Annotated in this window: 14 protein-coding genes; 12 read left to right on the forward strand and 2 right to left on the reverse strand. The window is 71.4% G+C overall.

Features of this window, described 5'->3' with window-relative positions; genetic code table 11:
* The first annotated feature begins 1 nt into the window (after window position 1).
* The 9 genes from OG884_RS19730 (at window position 2) to OG884_RS19770 (ending at window position 10,286) form a co-directional block, all read left to right on the forward strand.
* The gene (locus OG884_RS19730) at window positions 2–1,057 is read left to right on the forward strand and encodes an NAD-dependent epimerase/dehydratase family protein (RefSeq protein ID WP_326634949.1); all 1,056 of its coding nucleotides are present in this window, start codon (window positions 2–4) and stop codon (window positions 1,055–1,057) included.
* Window positions 1,047–2,336 carry a DUF4910 domain-containing protein gene (locus OG884_RS19735; protein ID WP_326634951.1) on the forward strand — a complete coding sequence of 430 codons (1,290 nt, stop codon included), beginning with the start codon at window positions 1,047–1,049 and terminating at the stop codon, window positions 2,334–2,336. The genes OG884_RS19730 and OG884_RS19735 overlap by 11 nt, the downstream gene beginning before the upstream one ends.
* Window positions 2,333–3,355, forward strand: coding sequence for a hypothetical protein (locus OG884_RS19740; RefSeq protein ID WP_326634953.1), 1,023 nt, complete (start codon window positions 2,333–2,335; stop codon window positions 3,353–3,355). The genes OG884_RS19735 and OG884_RS19740 overlap by 4 nt, the downstream gene beginning before the upstream one ends.
* 34 nt (window positions 3,356–3,389) lie before the next feature.
* Complete coding sequence (locus tag OG884_RS19745; RefSeq protein WP_326634955.1) at window positions 3,390–4,991, forward strand: oligosaccharide flippase family protein; 1,602 nt, start codon at window positions 3,390–3,392, stop codon at window positions 4,989–4,991.
* Window positions 4,992–5,100: 109 nt separating this feature from the next.
* Entirely contained in the window at window positions 5,101–5,994 is an 894-nt protein-coding gene (locus tag OG884_RS19750; RefSeq protein WP_326634957.1) for a glycosyltransferase family 2 protein, read from the forward strand.
* 51 nt (window positions 5,995–6,045) lie between these two features.
* Entirely contained in the window at window positions 6,046–6,942 is an 897-nt protein-coding gene (locus tag OG884_RS19755; RefSeq protein ID WP_326634959.1) for a hypothetical protein, read from the forward strand.
* A 149-nt stretch (window positions 6,943–7,091) separates the two neighbouring features.
* Window positions 7,092–8,081 (forward strand): hypothetical protein, encoded by a 990-nt coding sequence (locus tag OG884_RS19760; protein ID WP_326634961.1) that lies wholly within the window; start codon window positions 7,092–7,094, stop codon window positions 8,079–8,081.
* A 109-nt stretch (window positions 8,082–8,190) separates the two neighbouring features.
* Window positions 8,191–8,904 (forward strand): hypothetical protein, encoded by a 714-nt coding sequence (locus OG884_RS19765; protein ID WP_326634963.1) that lies wholly within the window; start codon window positions 8,191–8,193, stop codon window positions 8,902–8,904.
* Window positions 8,905–8,912: 8 nt separating this feature from the next.
* Window positions 8,913–10,286: an O-antigen ligase family protein gene (locus tag OG884_RS19770; protein WP_326634965.1), complete on the forward strand. Its 1,374-nt coding sequence runs from the start codon at window positions 8,913–8,915 to the stop codon at window positions 10,284–10,286.
* A 5-nt stretch (window positions 10,287–10,291) separates the two neighbouring features.
* Here OG884_RS19770 and OG884_RS19775 read toward each other — a convergent pair whose 3' ends face one another.
* Window positions 10,292–10,840: a dTDP-4-dehydrorhamnose 3,5-epimerase family protein gene (locus tag OG884_RS19775; protein ID WP_326634967.1), complete on the reverse strand. Its 549-nt coding sequence runs from the start codon at window positions 10,838–10,840 to the stop codon at window positions 10,292–10,294.
* A 141-nt stretch (window positions 10,841–10,981) separates the two neighbouring features.
* Here OG884_RS19775 and OG884_RS19780 point away from each other — a divergent pair, with 141 nt between their 5' ends.
* From OG884_RS19780 to OG884_RS19790, 3 genes are read left to right on the forward strand one after another with little or no spacing between them, the layout of a single operon-like run.
* Complete coding sequence (locus OG884_RS19780; RefSeq protein WP_326634969.1) at window positions 10,982–11,851, forward strand: WecB/TagA/CpsF family glycosyltransferase; 870 nt, start codon at window positions 10,982–10,984, stop codon at window positions 11,849–11,851.
* Window positions 11,848–14,169: a glycosyltransferase gene (locus tag OG884_RS19785; protein ID WP_326634970.1), complete on the forward strand. Its 2,322-nt coding sequence runs from the start codon at window positions 11,848–11,850 to the stop codon at window positions 14,167–14,169. The genes OG884_RS19780 and OG884_RS19785 overlap by 4 nt, the downstream gene beginning before the upstream one ends.
* Window positions 14,166–15,587, forward strand: coding sequence for a hypothetical protein (locus OG884_RS19790; protein WP_326634972.1), 1,422 nt, complete (start codon window positions 14,166–14,168; stop codon window positions 15,585–15,587). The genes OG884_RS19785 and OG884_RS19790 overlap by 4 nt, the downstream gene beginning before the upstream one ends.
* Here the strand turns inward: OG884_RS19790 and OG884_RS19795 are convergent.
* A complete protein-coding gene (locus OG884_RS19795; protein WP_326634974.1) occupies window positions 15,577–16,356 on the reverse strand; it encodes an ATP-binding protein in 780 nt (259 codons plus the stop codon). The two genes, OG884_RS19790 and OG884_RS19795, sit on opposite strands and share 11 nt — an antisense overlap.
* Between the last annotated feature and the right edge of the window lie 202 nt (window positions 16,357–16,558).

Below are 16,558 nucleotides of genomic sequence, written 5' to 3' on the forward strand. Positions count from 1 at the left end.
GATGCGCGTGCTGCTGACCGGGCACCAGGGCTACCTGGGGAGTGTGATGGCCCCGGTGCTCGTCGCCGCGGGCCACGAGGTGACCGGGCTCGACTCCGGGCTCTTCGCCGGATGCGTGCTGGGTCCCGCGCCCGGCGACCCGCCAGGACACGCGGTCGACCTGCGGGACGTCACCCCCGAGATCCTGGCGGGGATGGACGCGGTGGTGCACCTCGCCGCGCTGTCCAACGACCCGCTGGGCGCGCTGGCACCCGAGCTGACCTACGACATCAACCACCGCGCCGCGGTGCGCCTGGCCAGGCTGGCCCGCGACGCGGGCGTGCGCCGGTTCCTGTACGCCTCCACCTGCTCGGTCTACGGCGCCTCAGGCGATGACCTGGTCGACGAGGACGCGCCGCTGCGCCCGGTGACCCCCTACGCCGACTCCAAGGTCAGGGTAGAAAGCGACCTGTTCGAGCTGGCCGACGGGGACTTCAGCCCGGTGTTCCTGCGCAACGCCACCGCCTTCGGGTTCTCGCCCAGGTTGCGCGCGGACATCGTGCTGAACAACCTCGCCGGGCACGCGCTGCTGTCCGGGGAGGTCAGGGTGCTGTCCGACGGCACCCCGTGGCGCCCGCTGGTGCACGCCGCCGACATCGCGAACGCCTTCGCCATGGTGCTGGCCGCCCCGCGCGACGCCGTCCATGCCAGGGCGTTCAACGTCGGCACGGAGGAGAACAACCTGACGGTGGCGGAGATCGCCGCCGAGGTCGCCGAGGCGGTGCCGGAGGCCCGGGTCGTGATCACCGGGGAGACCGGGGCCGACCCGCGCTCCTACCGGGTCGACTTCTCCCGCATCCGCGACGCGCTCCCCGGCTACCGGGCGCTGTGGACGATCAAGGCGGGCGCGCTCCAGCTGGTCGAGGCGTACCGGCGGTTCGGCCTGACGGAGGACGGCTTCCGGCGCCGCTTCACCAGATTGGCGTGGCTGTCGGCCCGGCGCGAGGCCGGAACCGTCGACGGCGCGCTGCGCCCGCGCGAAGCGGCGGGGGCGGGGGCGGTGGAAGATGACCGATGACGGCGAGGGGCGCGAGATGCACGCCCTGGTGGAGCGGCTCTACCCGCTCTGCAGGAGCATCACCGGCGACGGTGTGCGCCGCACCCTGGAGATCGTCGCGGAGTCCCTCTGCCTGCAGGTCCGCGAGGTGCCGACGGGGACCCGGGTCCTCGACTGGACGGTGCCCAGGGAGTGGAACATCCGCGACGCCTACGTCAAGGACGCCTCCGGTGCCAGGGTCGTCGACTTCGCCGCGTCGAACCTGCACGTGGTCGGCTACAGCGTCCCGGTGTCGGCCACCATGACCCTGGACGAGCTCCGGCCCCACCTGCACACGTTGCCCGGGCAGCCGGGGCTGATCCCCTACCGGACCGGCTACTACGCGGAGACGTGGGGCTTCTGCCTGGCCCACGACACCCTTGCGGGCCTGCCCGACGGGCCGTACGAGGTCATGATCGACTCTACGCTCGCCAACGGCCACCTGACCTACGGCGAGCACGTGGTGCCCGGCCGGGTCCCCGAGGAGGTGCTCGTCTCCTGCCACGTGTGCCATCCCTCGCTGGCCAACGACAACCTGGCGGGCATCGCCGTGGCGGTCGGGCTCGCACGACGGCTGGCCGAGGCCGACCCGTGGTACACCTACCGCTTCCTGTTCGCTCCCGGCACCATCGGCGCGATCACCTGGCTGGCGCGCAACCGGGAACGCGCGGGGCGGATCAGGCACGGCCTGGTGCTGGCCTGCGCGGGGGATCGCGGCCCGCTGACCTACAAGCGCAGCAGGCGGGGCGACGCCGAAATCGACCGCGCCGTACGGCATGTCCTGAGGACCTCGGGGCGTGACCACGCGGTCGTGGACTTCTCCCCTTACGGCTACGACGAGCGGCAGTTCTGCTCGCCCGGCTTCGACCTGCCCGTCGGCTCGCTCACCAGGACCCCCTACGCGGGCTACCCGGAATATCACACCTCCGCCGACAATCCGGACTTCGTCTCCCCGGAGGCGATGGCCGACACCCTGGAGACCTGCTGGGAGGTCACCCGGGTGCTTGACGGCAACCGCGCCTATCTCAACCTCAGCCCCCACGGGGAGCCGCAGCTGGGCCGGCGGGGCCTGTACGGGGCACTGGGCGGGCGCAGCGACACGCAGGAGGCCCAGATGGCGATGTTGTGGGTGCTGAACCTCTCCGACGGAGAGCACAGCCTCCTGGACGTCGCCGAACGATCCGATCTGCCCTTCGCCGCGGTGGCGGACGCGGCACGGGCACTGTGCGGCGCGGGACTGCTCAAGGAGTGCGGGAAATGACACGGCAACAGTCCGGCACGGGCACCGGAACGCTCAACCTCCGGGTCGGCGAGACGGTGGAGGTGCTCAGCGAGGTCGAGATCATGGCCACCCTGGACGCGAGAGGGGAGCTGGACGCGCTGCCCTTCATGCCGGAGATGCTGGCCTTCTGCGGGCGGCGGCTCACCGTGCACAAGGTGGCGCACAAGCTCTGCGACACGATCAGCAGCAGCGGCATGCGGCGGATGGAGCGGGCGGTCCACCTGACCGGGGCCCGCTGCGACGGGCAGGCACACGGCGGCTGCCAGACGGCCTGCCAGTTCTACTGGAAGGAGTCCTGGCTCAAGCGGGTGGATCCGGCCTCCCCGGTCACCCCGGTCACCGAGCACGACCTCGCCGCGGGCCGGCCCCTGCTGCCGATCCTGCAGGCCGCGACCAGGAAGGAACCGGGACCGGGCGGGGAGGAGCGCTTCTCCTGCCAGGCGACCGAACTGCTGCGCGCCGCGCCCACCTGTCTGCCGTTCAAGGACGTCGGGCAGTACGTCGCCGACGTGCGGACGGGGAACGTGGGCGTGCCCTGGATGCTGCGCTCGTTCCTCGTCGGGCTGTTCAACCGCTTCCAGCAGGCCAGCAGGCGGTTCCTGCCCAGCCGACTGTGGATCAGGGGCGGGCTGCGCTGGGGGTTCGTCAAGGGCGAGGCCGGTCCCACCACCCCGACGCGGACCCTGGACCTGCGTCCAGGAGAGCTCGTCCGGGTCAGGTCCAAGGAGGAGATCCTCCAGACGCTCAACGACGACCTGCTCAACCGCGGCATGGGGTTCGAGGAGGAGATGTCGCGCTACTGCGGGCACGTCGCGCGGGTGAGCGCCCGCGTCGAGCGGTGCCTGGATGAGAAGACCGGCCGGATGCTGCAGATGAAGAACCCCTGCATCGTCCTGGACGGCGTCATCTGCGCGGGCGCGTACAACGTCAGCTGCCCGCGCGAGTTCGTGCCGTTCTGGCGGGAGATCTGGCTCGAACGCGTCGAGGAGCCCAGCTGAGCCGATCACCCCACAAGACAGGCGGAAGGCACGGATGAACCAGCGACAGGGCGAGGACGCCGGTGATCGCGACGGTCGCGGTGATCGCGGTGATCGCGGCGGTCGCGGCGCGGCAGGCGAGACCGGCGTGGCAGGCGTGGCAGGCGCGGTCGGTACCGTCGGCACCGCCGACGGTACCGACGGCACGGCCGTCGAGCAGGTCGGGACGATCGGCAGGAAAGCCGGTCGCGGGCTGCGCTGGAGCCTCCTGGGCAACCTCGGCACCAAGGCGACGACCTTCGTCATGGGACTGGTGCTCGCCCGGCTGCTCGTACCGGAGGACTTCGGCCTCTACGCCATCGCGCTCGCCGCGACCACCTTCGTCATGCACGTCAACGACGTCGGCATCATCGCCGCCACCGTGCAGTGGCGGGGCAGGGTCGAGGACATGGCGCCGACGGCGACGGTCATGGCCCTGGCGTTCAGCACCGGGATATACGGGATCTTCTGGGTGGTGGCCCCGTACTTCGCGGAGCTGGCGGGGAGCGCTGAGGCGACCCCGGTGGTCCGGCTGCTCACCGCGATCATCCTCATCGACGGTGTCACCGCGGTGCGGGCGGGCACGTTGATGCGCGGGTTCGGGCACGACAGGCTGATCAAGGCCAACATCGCGGGCTCGCTGGTCAACGCCGCGGTGGCCGTCACGCTCGCCGCGAACGGAGCCGGGGCCTACAGCTTCGCCTGCGGGCAGGTCACGGCCAATGCGGTCACCGGCGCGCTGGTGCTCGCCTGGGCGGGGCTGCCGTTCCGTCTGGGCTTCGACCGGGAGGTCGCGGCCAGGCTCCTGAGGTTCGGCGCGCCGCTGGCCCTGGGCCTCGGCATCGAGGCGGTGCTGATGAACGCCGACTACGTCATCGTCGGCGCCGTGCTCGGCCCCGCAGCGCTCGGCTTCTACCTGCTGGCCTTCAATGTCTCCAGTTGGGTGCCCAGCGTGATCGGGACCGCCCTGCGCTACGTCACGGTACCCAGCTTCTCCAGGCTGGCCGAGCAGCGGCCCGAGTCGCTCTCGCTGGGAGTGCAACGCTCGGTACCGCTGCTGGTCGCGTTCGTGCTCCCGGTCGCCGTCGTGACGGCCACGCTGGCACCGGAGATCGTGGCGTTCCTTTACGGCGAGAAGTGGGCGCCGGCCGCCGGGGTCCTGGCGCTGCTCGCGGTCCTGCTGGTCGTGCGGATGCTCACCTCCCTCGCCTTCGACGTCCTCACCTCGGCGGGCGCGACCAGGGCCACCGTGTGGATGAACCTCGGCTGGGCCGTGGCGCTGGTGCCCGCGCTGTGGGCGGGCACGCACTGGTACGGCATCCGCGGCGCGGCGATCGGTCACGCGCTGGCCGGCCTCCTGGTCGCCCTGCCGCTGGCGGCACTGATGCTGAGCCGCGCGGGGGTGCGCCTGGCACCGGTGCTTCCGGCCCTGGTCCGCCCGCTGCTGGGCGCCGCGGGCGCGGCGGCGGTCATCGTGGCGCTCGCCGGGGTGATGGACGGCTCCCCGTTCGTCCGGCTCTGCGTGGCCGGCGGCGGAGGACTGCTCGCCTACGTTCTGCTCGCCGTACCTGCGGCACGGCTCAGACAGCTCGGTGCGCGGGCGGTTCCCGCCCGCTGAACCACCGACAAGAGCCTTCAAACCACCGACAAAAGCCTTCGACCGCCGGCCAGAGCCCGCTGAACCACCGACAAAAGCCTTCAAACCACCGAGGAGAGGAAGAGACCGGATGCCGAACTCCGACACGCTGGTGTCCATCGTGCTTCCCGTGCGCGACGGCGCCGGGCGGATCGAGGGTGCCGTCCGCTCGGTCCTCGGCCAGGACCACGAGCGCCTCCAGCTGGTGATCTCCGACAACGCGTCCACGGACGGCACCGAGGAGATCTGCCGAGACCTGGCCGCGACCGACAGCCGGATCGTCTACCGCAGGCATCCGGAGAACGTGGGCCTGTTCGACAACTTCGTCCGTACCGTCGAGCTGGTCGAAGGCGAGTTCTTCCGCTGGGTCGGCGACGACGACCGGCTGGAGCCCGCGTGCCTCTCCCGCTCCCTGCGGGCTTTCGCCGAGGACGACCGGCTCGTCCTGGTCACCACGCAGGTCGCCTACACCGGACCCGACAAGATGGTCGCGACAGCCCCCCTGGAGAGGACGGGGCTGGCCTCGGACGACCCGGTCGAGCGGTTCACCGAGATGCTGCGGCTGCTCAACGAGAGCCACCTGCTCATCGACCCGCTCTACGGCCTGTTGCGGCGCGAGCCGCTGGCGCGGATTCCCCGGCGGAACATGCTCCGCGAGGACGAGGTGTTCGCCGCGAAGCTGGCGCTGGCCGGACCGTGGGGGCACGTCCCAGATGTCCTCGCCCACCGCAACTGGAAGCACGACACCCTGTCGGCGATCGCCCGCCGCCTCGACGTGCCGCCCTGGCGGGCCCGCTGCTCCACCCTCCTGCAGTGCGGGGAACTGCTCCGCTGGCTGCGGGAGGCCGGCCTCACCGACGAGCAGCACCGTCGCGCCCGCGCGGCGGTCCTCGGCATGTACGTGCGCCGCCAGCGGCTCACCGCGGCCCGCCGGGGGCGCAGGCTCGCCCTGATCGCCTCGGGACTCGTCCCCGGCGGGCGGTGAGAGAGCTCCCCCGGCCGTCCGTTTCAGAGATCCGCAGAAAGGAGAACCACCGTGACCACCGTCTTCTCCAACAGCGTGGTGGACGACGACACGCGCAGGGAACTGCTCTACCAGGGGCAGGTCTTCGTCTACTCGGCGACGCCCGCCTCCGCCCTGCTGGCGGCCTTCGCCAGGGAGATGACCGCCGAGGCGTTCGGCGAGCGCGACCCGGAGACCGCCCAGTTCGACATGCCTGTCGAGGAGTTCGCCGACCTGCTGGCCCGGCTCAAGCCACGGTTCATCCACCACCCCCGGTGCAAGGAACTGCTGCCCGCGGTTCTGCAGGAGCTGGGCTGCGACCTGGACCGGACCTACTTCGACGTGCCCCGGCTGCGCACCTCCACCTCCCACGACTACCTCACCTCCGGGATCTCCTACGCCTTCCACCCCCATCGGGACTGCTGGTACTCCGCCCCCTTCAACCAGCTCAACTGGTGGATCCCCGTCTACGAGGTGGTCCCGGAGAACGTGATGGCCTTCCACCCCCAGTACTTCGGCAGCCCGGTGCGCAACGGCAGCGCGCGCTACGACTACGCCGAGTGGAACAGGACCAGCCGGCTCACCGCCGCCCGGCACGTGCGCGGCGACAGCAGGGAGCAGCCCAGGCCGGAGGAGAGCGTCGTGCTCGATCCGCAGGTGCGGGTGGTGCCCGAGCCAGGGGGCGTCATGGTGTTCTCCGGCGCCCAGTTGCACTCCACGGTGCCCAACACCTCGGGCAGGACCCGCTTCAGCATCGACTTCCGCACCGTGCACATCGACGACGTGCGCGGCCGCCGCGGCGCGCGCAACGTGGACGCGGCGTGCACCGGTACCACCCTGCGCGACTTCGTGCGCTGTGCCGACCTCGACCCGATGCCGGAGGAACTGGCGCTGGAGTACGAGGCGGAGGCGCTGGCCAGGGTCGGGTGAGCGGCGGACCCCCGGCCACCGCCACACCGCAGTGGTGACAAGAAGCCGGCCACCACCACACCGCAGTAGTGACAAGGAGTTCGTGTGCCGCGACCAATACGCATCGTGTCCCGGGCGTCCGGCGCGCTCGGGGGAGCGGGGAAGACGTAGTGGAGTTCTGGAGGACCATCCTCGACCTCGCCAGAAGGAAGCGGGTCGGGTTTCCACTGGTCGGCCTGGCGCTTCTCGGCGCCGTGGCCGTCTTCTTCCTGGTGCCCCCGCGCTACCTGGCGAGCACCTCCATGGTGCTGACCACGCCCCCCGCGGGAGGGACGACGGACCCGGCCAAGCCGCTGGGGCGGAGCAACCCGCTGCTGCAGTTCAGCGACGGCCTCCGGACCACGGCGGGCATCCTCATCCTGTCCATGAACACCGAGGCGGTCGCGGCGGAGCTGGGCGTCGTGAAGGACGGCCCCGTCGAGCTGACGATCAACGACGGGCGTACCAACCCCAGCATGCTGGGCATCCTCATGAACGGCCCGTTCGTGTACGTGGAGGTGAGGAGCGACTCCGCCGACCTCTCCCGCACCGTCATGGCCAGGACCCAGCTCCGCCTGCGGACCGAGCTGATCCGCAGGCAGGAGATGCTCGGCGCCCCTCTCTCCACCTTCATCGGGCTCGTCGAGGTGGTGCCGCCCGCCTATCCCGTGGTGGACCGGAGCGGCACGTGGCAGGCCATGGGCGGGGCCGCGTTCCTCGTCGTCGCCCTCGGCCTCGGTGCCGTGTACGTCGTGGAGCGCCGCAGGGTGTTCCGGTTGAGGTCCGGCGGCGGTCGGTCGGGGGAGCCGTCCCCGGCCACGGGGGAGATCACGGCCACGGGGGAGCCGTCCCCGGCCACGGGGGAGATCACGGCCACGGGGGAGCCGTCCCCGGCCACGGGGGAGATCACGGCCACGGGGGAGCCGTCCCCGGCCACGGGGGAGATCACGGCCACGGGGGAGCCGTCCCCGGCCACGGGGGAGATCACGGCCACGGGGGAGCCGTCCCCGGCCACGGGGGAGATCACGGCCGACGGGGACGGCGAGGCGGACCACGATGACCGCGCAGGAAAGCCCGAGAGCGGCGAGGGGTGCGAGGGGCGGGAGGAGCAGACGGTGTGAGAGGTGGGCGAGGCAAGCGATAGAGGACCTGGTCACCGGCCGGGGAACCGTGCGGTTCCGCGACCCGGCGGCCTCCATGCAGCCAGGAAGCGGCCGGGAAGGGGAAGGCGTGGACTTCTGGGGGACAGTGCTCATCGTGTTGAGGCGCTGGTATGTCGCCCTGCCGGCGTTCCTGCTCTCCATCGGTGCCGCGGCGGGCGTCTACTCGTCGATTCCGACGCTCTACGTCTCGAACGCGGTGCTGGTGCTCACCATCCCGCCCACCGGCGGAAGCCTGCCGAGCGACCCGGGCCGCCCCAACGGGCTGACCAACCCCCTGCTGAACTTCGACTGGGGCCTGAGCATGTCCGCCTCGATCCTCATCCAGGTGATCAGCGCGCCCGAGACCGTGGAGTCGCTCGGCGTGCGGCCCGATGGCGACACCACCTTCACGGTCACCAACGGCAGCACCAATCCGGAGTCGCTGGACGGCGGGCCTTTCGTGTACATCGAGGGCACGAGCAGGTCACCGGCCGAGGCCCTGGACATCGTGATGCGGGTCAGGGACCGCGCGAGGATCGAGCTGGCCGGTCGCCAGAGGCAGCTGAACGCGCCCCCGGTGACCTACATCACGATGAACGAGATGGTGCCGCCGACGGAGCCGCAGCCCCAGCGCACGGGGAAGACGCGCGGAGCCGCCGCGGCCCTGCTTCTCGGGGTGCTCGCCGGCCTCGCCGCGGTGTTCTCCCTGGAGAGCTTCCTCGACGCCCGGAGGCGGAGGGGCAGGGGGAGCGCGGCGCCGCCGTCCGGGCTGCCCGCCGAGCCATCCCTGCTGCGGCGTTGAGAGCCCCCATGGTCCCCGCCTCCCTCGATCGCCCCGGTCTCCGCAGCGCCGACGGGGCCACCCTGGCCGCCGCGTTCGCCGTGGTCCTGATGCTGGTTCCCGCGCGGCTGGTCTTCCGCGGCGTGCCCTTCTCGCTCACACCGGCCGACGCGGTCGGTCTCTTCGCCGCGTTGTGGTGGTTCTGCGCGCACCTCACCACCACGCTGGGCGCCGCAAAGGGCGCCAACCCGGTGCGTACCGCGCTGTTCGCGTACGCGGTCGCGATGCTGGCCACCTACGGGTACGCCGGCGCCGGGTACCTGCCGCCCGACGAGCTCAACATGGCCGACCACGGCATCGTCCTCGTCGTGGCGACGGTGGGCATCGGGCTCGGGGCGTGCGACGGCATCCGGGGCCGGGAGCGGCTCGACTTCGTCCTGAAGTGTCTCGTGGTCTGTGGCGCGGCCGTCGGGGTGATCGCGGCGCTCCAGTTCGTGCTCGAATTCGACCTGACCAAATATCTGGCCTTTCCCGGCTTCCGGTTCACCTCGGACCTGCCGGCGATCCTCGAACGGAACACCCTGCGCCGGGTCGCGGGCACCACGGGGCACCCCATCGAACTAGGTGTCGTCTGCGCGATGATCATTCCTGTCGCGTTGCACTACGCGTTCGGTGCCCGCGATCGGGGCGAGCCCTCCCTTCGGTGGTGGGCCTGCTCCGCGCTGATCGGCGCCGGGCTGATGTTCTCCGTGTCGCGGTCGGCGGTCCTCGGAGTCGCCGTCGTCGGCGCGGTGCTCCTCGCGGGCTGGCCCGCGCGCAGGCGGCTGTGGGCGGCACTGGGCGGCGCTGGATTCCTGGCGGTGATGAAGGTGGCCGTACCCGGCCTGCTCAGCGTGTTCCTCGGGCTGTTCACCAGCCTGTCCAGTGATTCGAGCATCCAGTACAGGACCCACGACTACGCGGTGGCGGCCACCGAGATCGGGAACCACCCCTGGCTCGGCAGGGGGCTGGGCACCTGGTACGCGCCGAAGCACCTGATCTTCGACAACCAGTACATCCTGTCGCTGGTGGAGACCGGGGTCGTCGGCCTGGTCACCTTTTCCGGGATCTTCCTGACCGGCCTCTGGGCGGCGCTGCGCGCCCGCCGCCTCAGCTCCGACCCCGCCGTGCGGGACCTCGGGCTTGCCCTGGCCGCGTGCCTGGTCGTCCCCCTGGTCGGGGCGGCCACGTTCGACCTGCGCTCGTTCGCGACCGTGACCGGCCTGTCGTTCCTGATCATCGGAGCCGCGGGCTCGCTGCTGCGCGGCACCCGGCTGCCTGAGAAAGCCGTCGAGAGGCCCAGTGTCGGGAGGCCCAGTGTCGAGAGGCCCAGTGTCGAGAAGCCCCGTCGAGAAGCCACGTGAGGAGGTCAACCGACCAGCCGAGCGCGCAGGTCCGCCCAGGAACCCGCGGCCAGATCGCGTTCGCTGATCGCGGTGACCGACATCGGCCACCGGATGTCGAGATCGGGATCGTCGTAGCGGACCGTGAGGTCCTCGGCGGGGTCGTACTCCCGGTCGATCCGGTAGCAGACGTCCGCCTGATTGGTCAGTGCCTGATAGCCGTGTAACAAGCCAGGAGGAACGTAGAGGTGAACGAACATCTCATCGTCGAGCACCATCGACATCTGGCGGCCGAAGGTCGCCGAGCCCGGCCGGGCGTCGACGAGCACGTCGTACACGGCGCCTCGGGCGCACCTGACGAGCTTGGCCTCCCCCTGTCCGCCCCGGCCGTGCAGTGCCCTGATCGTCCCTCGCCGGGACCGCGACTGGCTGTCCTGGACGAACGCGGCGGGCCGCAGTCCGTGGGCGGCGGCGAGCGCGGTGTCGAAGGTGCGGGTGAACAGCCCGCGGCCGTCCCTGCGCTGGGTCGGAATGAACAACAGGACACCATCTATCTCGCCTCGTTCGACTCTCATGTGCCCATCTTTCCGACTTTGGAACCTTTCGGCCATCGAGAAAGGGAAAACAATTTGCAACCTTCCGGACACAGAGAAGGAGAAAACAGTGCCGGGAACATCCCGCTCGCGGATGGGCCGCCCGGTTCTGCGGCATGCCCGGTGACCTCGGGGGAGACCGGGCGCCAGAACGGTTCGGCCGAGCCTCCGGACGGTGCCGGACCGGGCGGGTCCTCCGGCGGGAATGGCGCCGGGGCGGGATTCGCGCATGTCCCGATCGGCGCGGTCGAGGTCATGGCGGTCGACGAGGCGGAGCTGCTCGACCACGTGGCGGCGGAATGGCGGCGGGGACGTGGCGGCGCGATCGTCACCGCGAACGTCGACATCGTCCGCGCCGCCACGCGCGATCCCGCTCTGGCCGACCTGGTCACCCGCTCCGAGATCGTGGTTGCCGACGGCATGCCGGTGGTCTGGGCCGCAAGGCTCGCCGGCCTGGCCCTTCCCTGCCGGATCACCGGGGCCTCGCTCGTGCACTCCCTGGCCGGGCGCGCCGCGCGCGAGAACCGCTCGGTCTACCTGCTCGGAGGGGAGCCCGGCATACCGGAGGCCGCGGCCCGGGTCCTCGCCGGACGCTCTCCGGGACTGCGCGTGGCGGGCACCTGCTCGCCCCCCTTCGGATTCGAGAGCACGCCGGAGGGGGTACGTGAGGTGGTCACCGAGGTGGTCGCCGCCGCACCGGACCTCGTCCTCGCCGGACTGGGCTTCCCCAAGCAGGAAAGGATCATCGCCGCCCTCCGCACCGAGCTGCCCGGCGCCTGGTACCTCGGCTGCGGAGCCGGGATCCCGATGGCGGCCGGGCGGTTTCGCCGCGCCCCGGAACCGGTCCAGCGGATGGGGGCCGAATGGCTGTACCGGCTCGCCCTGGAACCGCGCCGTCTGGCCCGCCGCTACCTGCGGGACGACGCGCCGTTCGCGGTCACCCTCCTCGCCGGCGCCCTGCGCACCCGCCTGACATCGAGACACCGCACATGACCGGCGATCTCCCGTCTCCCGGCGAGACCAGCCCTCCGGCACGATCCTCCCTCACCAGAAACGGCTCCGACATGGCTGTTCCGGCCCGGCCCCCGCTCGCCGTAGTGATCGTCACGTACTCGAGCGGCCAGGTCGTCGAGGGGTGCCTGCGCTCGCTCGGGGCGGCGCTGGCCGGTGCCGGTCCGGCACGGGTCGTGGTGGTGGACAACGCCTCGGCGGACGACACCGTCGAGCGGGTGCGCGGGGCCGCGCCGGAGGCCGCGGTGATCCAGACCGGGCGCAACGCCGGCTTCGCGGCCGGGGTGAACGCGGGCATCGCCGCCGCGGACGGCTGTGACGTGCTGGTGCTGAATCCGGACATCCGGCTCGCGCCAGGCTCGGTGCCCCTGCTCAGGCAGGCGCTCGCCGTACCGGGAACCGGGATCGCAGCCCCCCGCCTCACCGCCGAGACGGGCGAGCTCCACCTCTCCCTGCGCAGGCGTCCCACCGTGCTGAGGGCGCTGGGCGAGGCGCTGCTCGGCGGCCGGCGGGCCGGGCGGATCCACCCGCTCGGCGAGCTGGTCGTGAAGCCGGCCGCCTACGGCAGGCCGCACACCGTCGACTGGGTGACCGGCGCGGCCTGGATGGTCTCCCGGGCCTGTCTGGACGCCCTGGGCCCCCTCGACGAGCGCTACTTCCTCTACTCGGAGGAGACCGAGTACATGCTCAGGGCCGGGGAGGCGGGGTTCGCGGTCCGATACGAGCCCCGGGCCGAGGCCGTGCATCTCGGTGGCGAGCAGTCCACCTCAAGCCGGCTGTGGGCGCTGTCGGCGGCCAACCGGGTCCGGATGCACCGCGAGCGGTACGGCCGCCCGCGCGGGCAGCTGATGCGGCTGGCCGTCGGGCTCAACGAGCTGGTCCGCGCGGTCGCCAGGGGCGGCGCGGGCGGCATGCGGCACCGGGCCGCCCTGCGCCAGCTGATCGCGATGCGCGAGTGGCCGCCCAGGCCCGGCGAGGAGGCGGCCCTCACGACCCGTGAGGCGACCCCCCCGGCTGGGGAGGTGACCCTTCCGACCTGTGAGACGACATCCCTGGCCCGGGAGGAGGCTCCTGTCCGGCAGGCGGACTCCCCCGGCTACGTGTGCTTCTCGGCGCAGGACTGGTGGTACCACAACCGGGCGCACTCGGACTTCCAGCTCATGCGCTCGATCGCCGCCCACAGGAAGGTCCTCGTGGTCAACAGCATCGGGATGCGGATGCCGACGCCGGGCAGGTCCACGCAGGTGCTGCGGCGCGTCGGGCGCAAGCTGCGCAGCGTCGCGATGCTCGTCAGGAGGCCGCTACCGGAGCTGCCCGGCTTCTACGTGATGTCCCCGCTGCCGCTGCCCTTCTACGGGTCGCCGCTGGTCAGGCGGGTGAACGCGCTGCTGGTCCGGGCACAGGTGCTGGCCGTCTCGCGGGCACTGGGGCTGCACCGGCCCGTGATCATGGTGACCATCCCCACGGCGTGGGACGTGGTGCGCCCGATGCGCAGGCAGGCGCTGGTGTTCAACCGCTCCGACCGGCACTCGTCGTTCCCCGAGTCCGACCGGCCGACCATCGAGGCGCTGGAACGCGGGCTGCTGGAGCGTTCCGACCACGTGGTCTACGTCAGCACCGCGCTGATGGACGAGGAGCGCCGGATGACCGGGGACCGCGCGTACTTCCTCGACCACGGTGTGGACACCGACCATTTCCGGCGGCGCCCGGAGAGCGAACAGCCCGCCGACCTTCGCGCGATTCCCGGGCCGAGGGTGGGTTTCTTCGGCGCGCTGGACGACTATCTGGTGGACTTCGACCTTCTCGAACGGATAGCCGTGGAACTGCCCGACGCGTCGCTGGTTCTGATCGGCGACGCGACGGTCCCCATGGAACGGCTCACCCGCCATCCGAATGTGCACTGGCTCGGATTCAGGCCGTACGAAAGGATTCCCGCCTACGGATCGGGGTTCGATGTCGCGATCATGCCGTGGCTGGACAATCCATGGATCAAGCATTCGAACCCGATCAAACTCAAGGAATATCTCGCGCTGGGCCTGCCGGTGGTCAGCACCGATTTCCGGGAACTCGTGAACTATGCCGATCGAGTGAGAGTCGCCGCAGGCGGTGACCTTTTCCTGGACGCTGTCCGTGCGACATTGCGTGAGGGGGGTCTGCGGCCGGCCGGCGACCTGCGGGGGTCCGTGCTCGGCGCGTCCTGGTCGTCGCGTGCGGCACAACTGATGGCGCTCGCCGAGCCGTCTACCGGGTCCGGGTTGAGGGGGACGAGGCCGTGGGGGCTGGAAGGCGCGGACGGGTGAGGGGGCGTCGGCCCAGGCGGCCGCTGCCGATGCTGGTCGGGGTGGGGGCCGCCTCGGTGACGATGGCGATGCTCGGGTTCTGCTCGGTCGACGCGCCCGCCGACCAGGCCAGGCGCCCGCTCGCGGATACGTCGCCCGGTGCCCCGCCACGGGGCGACGTGCCGGAGGTGAGAGCGCCGGAGGGCTCTACCCGGACCACCGGCCACGCGTGGTCGGCCCAGGGCCCTCCGGCGACGGCCGCGCGGGTGCCGTGGGAGGGCGGTCCCGCCTACTACGGGCGGTTTGCCGCACCCACTGCGGCGGGCTGGACGAATCCGTCGTTCTTCCCGGTCGGCGTCTGGTTCGAGTCCGTGATCAGCCAGGCCGATGTGAACAGGGACAGGGCCGCGGGGATCAACACGTACGTGGAGCTGACCGAGACCAGCGACATGGCACTGGTGCGGAAGAACGGCATGTCGGCGCTGACGAACGTCCCCCTGCCCGGCTACGGCAGCGAGACGGTGGGCTGGCTGCTCGACGACGAGGTCGACATGTGGGCGAAGGCGGGGGACGCGCGGTGGACCGGTAACCACCCCGGCGAGGGCACCCTGTGCGTCCCGGAAGAGCAGGGATGCGGTTTCACTGTTCTACGCACCCAGAAGGACCGGTTCCCGAAGGGCGACGGAAGGCTCCACTACGCCAACTACGGCAAGGGCGTGATGATGTGGGAGAAGGACGCGGACGCCGCCGCGTTCGTCAACCGCTTCACCGACGCCGTCTCGGCCGACGTCTACTGGTACACCAGCGCGAGCGCCTGCCTGGACGGGCAGAACTTCCTGGCACTGCCGGTCGCCAGGTGCCGCAGGGCCGCCAACTACGGCGCCGTCATCGACCGTCAGCGCGAACTGGACGCGTTGGACGGCCGCCGCCAGCCGATCTACGGTTTCGTCGAGGTCGGCTGGCCGGCCGAGAACGACACCCGAGCGATCCAGCCGGACCAGGTGACGGGCGCGGTGATGAGCTCGCTGATCCACGAGGCCCGGGGCATCATCTACTTCAACCACAACTTCGGCGGCCCCTGCCACTCCCAGCACGTGCTGCGCGAGGGGTGCGGGAAGGCGGTCAGGCCCGCGGTGGCCGAGATCAACCGGCGGATCGGGAAGCTGGCCCCAGTGCTGAACACCCAGTCGTACGCGCACCGCTTCGGCCCCGGCCTCGACACCATGCTGAAATACCACCGGGGCTCGTACTACGTCTTCGCGATGCCCGGCGGGAAGGCTGCGCCGGGCAGGCGCACGTTCACGCTGCCGCGCGGGGTGCGGGCCGCGCGCGCCGAGGTCCTCTTCGAGAACCGGACGGTCCGCGTCGACGGCAAGGGCAGGTTCGCCGACTTCTTCGCCGCCGAGTACTCCCACCACATCTACCGGATCACGCCTTAGTGTCCTGCGCCTGAAACCCGTCCTGACAGGGGAGGTGCCAGCGGGCCCAGACGGTTTTGCCGGGGCGGTCGGGGAGGGGAATGACGCCGTGGTCGTGGGTGAGGGCTCTGACGATCGCCAGGCCGCGGCCGTGGATGGCCTCGGCGTCGAGGGCGAGGTGCCGGGGCCATCTGGGACCCCGGTCGGTGATCTGGATCTGGAACTCGTCCGCGTTCGCCCACAGGGAGAGCCTGACCACGGGCTCGCCGTGGATGATCGCGTTGGCGAGCAGCTCGCCGACCACCAGGACGGCGTCGTCGACGAGGTGGCGCAGCGCCCAGGCGGCGAGGGTCTCGCGCACCATGGCGCGGGTCTTGCCGACGATCGGCAGATCATGTGGTAAGTCCCAGCAGACGGTGCGCGGGGCGTCTGGAGTCTGCGAGTCGTCCAGGGGGCGTGGAGCGTCCAGGGTCGGTGAGGTGTCCGGGGTCTCGGGCATGGGCTCTCCTTGGGGCGGCGGTGTGGTGTGTTCGGCCTCGCGCATCAGGCCGCGTAGTTCGTCGGCGGTGCGGGCCCGCACGATCAGGGGTTCGGGGGCGGGCCAGGCGGCGACGGCGTGGAAGTGCCGGGTGCCGGGGCCGTACCAGACGGTCCAGGCGGGCTCGATCTGGTCGAGTTGTTCGGCGGCGGCGCGTTCGGCCGGGTCCCAGGGGTGGGAGTCGACCTGCGCGGTGGCCGTTCCTTGCCGGTGCCGCCCGCTCTGCCGGGGCTGGGGGTCGCGTCCGTTCATGCCGTCGCTCCCTGCCGGTACGGGGTGTGCCTGCCGGAGGGGGGACGGGTGCCCGGTGGCCTTCCACGCCGGTACGGCACGGCGGCCGTGGTCACGGCCTGCTCCGGTCGTCGGTGTCGGCCGGGGGATGGCGTGGGGGGTTGTCCGGAGGGGAACATCAGAACCTGCTCGGCGGAGAGCGTCGGAGGGTGTGCGGGGGAGG

This window comes from Streptosporangium sp. NBC_01755, from assembly GCF_035917995.1.
In the GTDB taxonomy this organism is placed as follows: Bacteria; Actinomycetota; Actinomycetes; order Streptosporangiales; family Streptosporangiaceae; genus Streptosporangium.